The following is a 7,078-nucleotide window of genomic DNA, read 5'->3' on the forward strand; positions in this document are numbered from 1 at the left end:
GGCCCGAACGGGCTGCAACAATGGCCCACCGTCAAGCACGGGCAAAGCCCGGGCGGCGCACCAAGGCGGGTGCCCGGGCCCTGGAAACGGCGTACGAAGGGACAACGCGAACACATGAGCGCGTCAGGCGGAACCAAGGCGATCGTGGCGGCACTGGCCGCCAATCTCGCGATCGCGGTAGCGAAGTTCGTGGCGTTCCTCTTCAGCGGCTCGTCGTCGATGCTCGCGGAGTCCGTGCACTCGCTCGCCGACTCCGGCAACCAGGCACTGCTCCTGCTCGGCGGCAAGAAGGCCAAGCGCGAGGCCACCCCGCAGCACCCCTTCGGCTACGGCCGCGAGCGCTACATCTACGCCTTCCTCGTCTCCATCGTCCTGTTCTCGGTCGGCGGCATGTTCGCCCTCTACGAGGGCTACGAGAAGATCAAGCACCCGCACGAGCTGACGCACTGGTACTGGCCGGTCGGCGTCCTGGTCTTCGCGATCATCGCCGAGACGTTCTCCTTCCGCACCGCCATCAAGGAGTCCAACGTCCTGCGCGGCAAGCGCTCCTGGAAGGAGTTCGTCCGCCACGCCAAGGCCCCCGAGCTGCCCGTCGTCCTGCTGGAGGACCTCGGCGCCCTCGTCGGCCTGATCCTCGCCCTCGGCGGCGTCGGCCTCGCCCTGCTCACCGGCGACGCCGTCTGGGACGGCATCGGCACCCTCTGCATCGGCGTCCTGCTCATCCTGATCGCCCTGGTGCTCGCCGCCGAGACCAAGTCGCTCCTGCTCGGCGAGTCCGCCGGCGTCGAGGAGACCCGGAAGATCGAGGCCGCCGTCGTCGACGGCGACACCGTCACCCGCATCATCCACATGCGCACGCTGCACCTCGGCCCCGAGGAACTCCTCGTCGCCGCCAAGGTCGCCGTCCGGCACGACGACACGGCCACCGAGATCGCCTCCGCGATCGACGCCGCCGAGGCCCGTATCCGCGAGGCGGTCCCGATCGCCCGCGTGATCTACCTCGAACCGGACATCTACAGCGAGGCCGAGGCCGCCAAGGGCCCCGACCCCGAGGCCTCGCCCGGCGGTCCGGCACCGACCGACGCCGCACACTGACGCTGACCCACGACGGGAACACCGTCCGAAGGCCGTGGGGCCCGCCGAACCGACTCGGCGGGCCCCACGGCCTTCGCATGACTCGCCGCCCGACGGCTCAGCCCCGCACGGGCCACGGCGGCGGAGGCGGCGCCATCGCGGCCCTCGCCCGCCGCCGCACCACCACGGCGGCGATCCCCAGACCGGCCCCGACCGGCACCAGCAGCGCACCGAGCATGAGCGCCGTCCCGAGCACCAGCGGCACGGTGTAGTCGTCGATCACCCGCCCCCGGACCACGGAACGGGGCAGCGTCCCGCCCTGATCGTCGAGGAACGCCCGCGCGTCACGTGCGGCCGCGCGATGGTCCCCCAGCAGGAACAGCCGCCCCTCGGGGACCCGTACGTCATAGGACTGCCCGGCGAACCCGCGACTGGCCTCCGGGTTCTTCAGGTACGGCTCGCGCAGCGGCTCCCCGTTCACGGAGACGCGGGTGCCCGCGCCCGCCCCCGTGCAGCACGTCACCCGGTCACCGCCCACGCCGACGACCCGCTCCAGCACCAGCTCGTCGAAGCCGTACCGGTCCGGCGCCGAGAACAGCACGACGTCCCCGCGCCGCACCTCGCTCCCGTCGATCCGCTCGTAGACGACCCGGTCGCCCCGCCCGTACGTCGGCGCCATGGCCTCACCCGACACGACCGAACCGCCGTAGGCCACCCGCGCGCAAGCGAGCCCGCCCACCCCCGACAACAACCCGACCAGCCCCACCACGACGGCCGCGATCCCCAGCCCCCGCCCCTTGCCCGCCATCACGTTCCTCCATCACGCGGCCCGTCCGCGGCGGCAGAGCCTAGCCGGAGGGGTACCGCGGCCGGAGCGGGCCCGCGGTGCCCAGCGCCGCTCGCCCCGTCGACGACCTCCGGTCGGCTTCCCGCTCTCCGCTCCCGCCCCCACCACGACGCCCCCTCCCGTCCTGACCTGCGCTCCCCCTCCCGCCCCGCTCCCGAGAGACCCGCCGCATCCCCGACAGGCCCTCCCCGATGGCGCGATCTGTTCGGAGGCGGACTGGGGACGGCCCCGCCTACCGGTGTAGCTTGGGACGGAGCCAGACGTCGCTGCTGATGGCGGTCGGGCGGTCCCACCGCGGACCGGCCGAGGGAGAGAGGGCCTCCGACGGACTGCGCTGCGCGTACGCGGGCATGCCTGTGTCCTCCTCAGGGCACCCCTGTGTCCGCCGCCGCGCAGACCAGCCGTACCCACCCTCGACCCAATCCCGAGGAGCAGCTCGCAATGACGACTGTCGAGAACCGACAGGACTTCAAGGTCGCCGACCTCTCCCTGGCCGAGTTCGGCCGCAAGGAGATCACCCTCGCCGAGCACGAGATGCCCGGCCTGATGGCGATCCGCAAGGAGTACGCCGAAGCGCAGCCCCTGGCCGGCGCCCGCGTCACCGGCTCCCTGCACATGACCGTGCAGACCGCCGTCCTCATCGAGACCCTGGTCGCCCTGGGCGCGCAGGTCCGCTGGGCCTCCTGCAACATCTTCTCCACCCAGGACCACGCCGCCGCGGCCATCGCCGTCGGCCCGAACGGCACGGTGGACAACCCGCAGGGCGTCCCGGTCTTCGCCTGGAAGGGCGAGACCCTGGAGGAGTACTGGTGGTGCACCGAGCAGGCCCTGACCTGGCCGGACAGCCCCACCGGCGGCCCCAACATGATCCTGGACGACGGCGGTGACGCCACCCTCCTCGTCCACAAGGGCGTCGAGTACGAGAAGGACGGCAAGGTCCCCTCGCCCGACACCGCCGAGTCCGACGAGCACCGCGTCATCCTGGAGCTGCTGACCCGCACCCTGGGCGAGAACCCCCAGAAGTGGACCCAGCTCTCCTCCGAGATCCGCGGTGTCACCGAGGAGACCACGACCGGCGTCCACCGCCTGTACGAGATGCAGCGCGACGGCACCCTCCTGTTCCCGGCGATCAACGTCAACGACGCCGTCACCAAGTCGAAGTTCGACAACAAGTACGGCTGCCGCCACTCCCTGATCGACGGCATCAACCGCGCCACCGACGTCCTCATCGGCGGCAAGACCGCGGTCGTCTGCGGCTACGGCGACGTGGGCAAGGGCTGCGCCGAGTCCCTGCGCGGACAGGGCGCCCGCGTGATCGTCACCGAGATCGACCCCATCTGCGCCCTCCAGGCCGCGATGGACGGCTACCAGGTCACGACCCTCGACGAGGTCATCGACAAGGCCGACATCTTCATCACCACGACCGGCAACAAGGACATCATCATGGCCTCGGACATGGCCAAGATGAAGCACCAGGCCATCGTCGGCAACATCGGCCACTTCGACAACGAGATCGACATGGCCGGCCTCGCCAAGATCCCCGGCATCGTCAAGGACGAGGTCAAGCCGCAGGTCCACACCTGGACCTTCCCCGACGGCAAGGTGATCATCGTCCTCTCCGAGGGCCGCCTGCTGAACCTGGGCAACGCCACCGGCCACCCGTCGTTCGTGATGTCCAACTCCTTCGCGGACCAGACCCTGGCCCAGATCGAGCTGTTCACCAAGCCCGACGAGTACCCGACCGGCGTCTACGTGCTGCCCAAGCACCTCGACGAGAAGGTCGCCCGCCTCCACCTCGACGCCCTCGGCGTGAAGCTGACCACGCTCCGCCCCGAGCAGGCCGAGTACATCGGCGTGAAGGTCGAGGGCCCGTTCAAGCCGGACCACTACCGCTACTGAGCCGAGAAGCACCGCCGCCGGTCGCTTCACCGCCGGTCAGATCTCCGAGGCAGGCCCCCGCACCCCCGTGCCGGGGGCCTGCCCCGTTCCGACCGGCCGGTGACCGGCCCAGCCCGTCAGGACCCAGGACCCCCATGCCCCGCGGCCGTTATTCGCTCCACGATCCGCACGATCACACCCCCCTCGCTGAAGAACACTTCCAGTGCGCCGTCGGCCCCTCCGGCTGGCGCTACGTCTCCCGGCTGACCACCCCCTCGGGTGATCACCACGGCTCCGTCGACCTCACCCTCGACGAACTCGGCCGACCCCTCCGCCTCGAACTCCACGCCGGCGCCTGGCAGGTCCGCGGCGCCGCCCTCGAAGGCGTCACCTGGGTCCGCACCGACCCCACCGGAACCGACGCCACCGAAGGCAATGTGCGCGCCCACGCCTTCACCGGCACCTCCCCGGCCTTCCTCGTCGCCACCGCCCGGCTCCTGCGCCTCACCCCCTCCGCCGCCACCCGCGTACGCCTCGTCGCCTTCACGGACCCGGTCCTCGCCCCCCGCACCGTGGACCAGTCGTGGACCTTGCTGAAGAGAGAAGCACACGCCACTGACAACGGCCCCCTGACCGTGGAGGAATACCAGGTCACAGCCCTGGACACCGGCGAGCAGCACACCGTGCACCTCACCGGCGACGTGGTGCTCGCGGCCCCCGGCATCGAGCTCGAGGACCTCGAATCACCACCGTCGGTGTTCACCTGAGCGGACCGGCCGCAGTCGCGGTCGCGCCGCGCTGCCCTTCACGCGGGCGGAACGAACCCGGTGCCGGGACGCTCACCGGCCGAAACCTGCGGAGACTCCGCGGACCGTTCCTGCTCCGGCGGCCGTGACGAGGCCTCGGGCCGCCCGACCGGCGGCACCACCGGTGGCACGGCGGGAGGGACGGCGGGAGACGGAGCGGGAGCCGTGGCCGGGGCCGAGGGGGAACCCTCACCCGAGGGCGTCGCGCGATCCGAGGACGTAGCCGAACCGCCCCCGAAAGCCCGCCGAGACTCCCGCGCCTGCCGCTCCTGCACGACCGCCGCCAGATACGCCGCCGGCGGAACATCCTGCGGCACCGGAGTCCCCGTGCGTTCGGCCAGATCCGACGCCAGCCGCACCGCCATGGACCAGCCCACCTGCGGATCCAGCTGCTGCATACGCGTCAGGTACTGACGTACGGCGAGCCACAGCCCGTCGGGCACAGCGGACAGGTCCAGCCCCGAGAACCGCCCCGCCAGCCAGGGCGGCGGAGGCGGGACGAACCCGGTCCGCGTGACCGGAATCCGCTCCCGCACGACCAGGGTCCCCGCGAACACGTCCCCGAGCCGGCGCCCGCGCGCCGACACGAACGAGGCGGTGCAGGCGACGATCCCGAAGGTCATGAGGATCTCGATGACCCCGATCAGACCCCTCACCAGCGCATGCCGGAAGCGGATCGGCCCACCGTCGTCCCGCACCACCCGCAGCCCGCACGCCAGCTTCCCGAGCGACCGCCCGTGGCTGAGCGTCTCCACCGCGATCGGCACGCCCACCAGCACGAGAACGAACGTCGCGATCGACAACGCCGTCTGCGCCGCCTCGTCCAGCGACGCCGTCGACACCACCAACGCGATGGTCACCGCGACGTAGACCGCCATCGCCGCCACCAGATCCAGCAGCACGGCCAGCGCCCTGCTGGGCAGCCTCGCCGGGCGCAGCTCCAATGCCACAGCCTCGCCCGTCACCAGCTCACTCACGCCCGCCGTCCTTCCCCTGCCCTGCCCCCGACAGGCCCAGTCTGCCAAGCTGAGGGCGCATCGCACCGCAGTACGACAAGCTGATCCACTACGAGTGCCCTAAGAGCCGCCGACGAACAGCCGAGGAGCAGGCACACCCATGGACCTCGACGTCTTCGTCTCCGCCCACCGAGCGGAGTGGGATCGCCTCGAAGCCCTGCTCCGCCGGCAGCGCCGGCTCAACGGCGCCGAGGCCGACGAACTCGTCACGCTCTACCAGCGTGCCGCCACGCACCTCTCCCTGATCCAGTCCAGCGCTCCCGACCCCCAGCTGACGGGCCGGCTCAGCCAACTCGTGGCACGCGCGCGTAGTGCCGTGACAGGCACCCGGCGGGCCTCCTGGCACGACGTCACCCGCTTCCTCGTCCACGGCTTCCCCGCCGCCGTCTACACGTCACGCCACTGGTGGGTACCCACCGCACTGCTGTCGACGGCCGTCGCGGCCCTGCTCGGCTGGTGGATCGGCACCCACCCGGACGTACAGGCCTCCATCGCGGCGCCGAGCGAGCTGCGCGAGCTGACCCGCCCCGGTGGCCAATACGAGACGTACTACTCGAGCCACCCGGCCGCGAGCTTCGCCGCCCAGGTCTGGACGAACAACGCCTGGGCCGCCGCCCTGTGCCTGATCCTGGGCGTCTTCCTGGGGCTCCCGGTCATCTGGATCCTCTTCCAGAACATGCTCAACCTGGGCATCGGCTTCGGCCTGATGTCCTCCGCCGGCCGTCTCGACACGTTCCTCGGCCTGGTCCTCCCGCACGGTCTGCTCGAACTGACCGCGGTGTTCGTGGCCGCCGGCACCGGACTGCGCCTCGGCTGGACCCTCATCGACCCGGGCCCGCGCACACGGCGCACGGCCCTCGCGGAAGAGGGCCGAGCCGCCATCGGCATGGCCATCGGCCTGGCCCTGGTCCTCTTCGTCTCCGGCGCCATCGAAGGCTTCGTCACCCCGTCCGGCCTCCCCACCTGGGCCCGCATCACCATCGGGGTCGTCGCGGAACTGGCCTTCCTCGCCTACGTCTGGGTCCTGGGCGGGCGCGCGGCCCGTGCGGGAGAGACCGGCGACGTCGAGGCAGCGGAACGCAGCGCGACGGTCCCGACAGCGGCCTGATCGCTCCCACAACCGCCGGATGTGCGACCACGTCCGTTCAACTGCTAGTCTCCTCTTCGCCCCGCCGGAGCCGTTGACACGGCGCGTGTGGGGAGGTAGATTCGAACAGTTGCCTGGAGATGGGGTCTAGTCCCGGAGGGCGGCAGTGAACATCTACCTGCTTCTTGAAATGCTGATTTCATTGAAGCCACTCCCGATGAATCGGAAATGAGCGGCCGGTCAATCCGGCTCCAAACCTCTGATAAAGTCGGAACCGCCGGAAAGGGAAACGCGGAAGCGGGAACCTGGAAAGCACCGAGGAAATCGGATCGGAAAGATCTGATAGAGTCGGAAACGCAAGACCGAAGGG

The 7,078-nt window shown here is 70.8% G+C and carries 6 protein-coding genes; 4 read left to right on the forward strand and 2 right to left on the reverse strand.

Features of this window, described 5'->3' with window-relative positions:
* Nucleotides 1–114: 114 nt before the first annotated feature.
* Nucleotides 115–1,095 carry a cation diffusion facilitator family transporter gene (locus ABZY20_RS20965; RefSeq protein WP_356442994.1) on the forward strand — a complete coding sequence of 327 codons (981 nt, stop codon included), beginning with the start codon at nt 115–117 and terminating at the stop codon, nt 1,093–1,095.
* Between the two features lie 97 nt (nt 1,096–1,192).
* Here the strand turns inward: ABZY20_RS20965 and lepB are convergent, their stop codons facing one another.
* Complete coding sequence (gene lepB / locus ABZY20_RS20970; protein WP_356442995.1) at nt 1,193–1,882, reverse strand: signal peptidase I; 690 nt, start codon at nt 1,880–1,882, stop codon at nt 1,193–1,195.
* 480 nt (nt 1,883–2,362) lie between these two features.
* On the opposite strand from lepB, the gene ahcY reads away from it, so the two are divergent.
* The gene (gene ahcY / locus ABZY20_RS20975) at nt 2,363–3,820 is read left to right on the forward strand and encodes an adenosylhomocysteinase (protein ID WP_356442996.1); all 1,458 of its coding nucleotides are present in this window, start codon (nt 2,363–2,365) and stop codon (nt 3,818–3,820) included.
* A gap of 134 nt (nt 3,821–3,954) precedes the next feature.
* Complete coding sequence (locus tag ABZY20_RS20980) at nt 3,955–4,566, forward strand: hypothetical protein (protein WP_356442997.1); 612 nt, start codon at nt 3,955–3,957, stop codon at nt 4,564–4,566.
* Between the two features lie 38 nt (nt 4,567–4,604).
* On the opposite strand, the gene ABZY20_RS20985 is transcribed toward ABZY20_RS20980, so the two are convergent.
* Complete coding sequence (locus ABZY20_RS20985) at nt 4,605–5,582, reverse strand: RDD family protein (protein WP_356442998.1); 978 nt, start codon at nt 5,580–5,582, stop codon at nt 4,605–4,607.
* A gap of 139 nt (nt 5,583–5,721) precedes the next feature.
* On the opposite strand from ABZY20_RS20985, the gene ABZY20_RS20990 reads away from it, so the two are divergent.
* Complete coding sequence (locus tag ABZY20_RS20990; protein WP_356442999.1) at nt 5,722–6,729, forward strand: stage II sporulation protein M; 1,008 nt, start codon at nt 5,722–5,724, stop codon at nt 6,727–6,729.
* Nucleotides 6,730–7,078 lie beyond the last annotated feature (349 nt).

It is taken from the genome of Streptomyces sp. NPDC006624 (genome assembly GCF_040611555.1).
GTDB lineage: Bacteria > Actinomycetota > Actinomycetes > Streptomycetales > Streptomycetaceae > Streptomyces.

Coding starts and splice junctions, on each gene's coding strand:
- ABZY20_RS20980 (WP_356442997.1), top strand. CDS start 3,955: ATGCCCCGCGGCCGTTATTCGCTCCACGATCCGCACGATCACACCCCC.
- ABZY20_RS20990 (WP_356442999.1), top strand. CDS start 5,722: ATGGACCTCGACGTCTTCGTCTCCGCCCACCGAGCGGAGTGGGATCGC.
- ahcY (WP_356442996.1), top strand. CDS start 2,363: ATGACGACTGTCGAGAACCGACAGGACTTCAAGGTCGCCGACCTCTCC.
- ABZY20_RS20965 (WP_356442994.1), top strand. CDS start 115: ATGAGCGCGTCAGGCGGAACCAAGGCGATCGTGGCGGCACTGGCCGCC.
- lepB (WP_356442995.1), bottom strand. CDS start 1,882: ATGGCGGGCAAGGGGCGGGGGCTGGGGATCGCGGCCGTCGTGGTGGGG.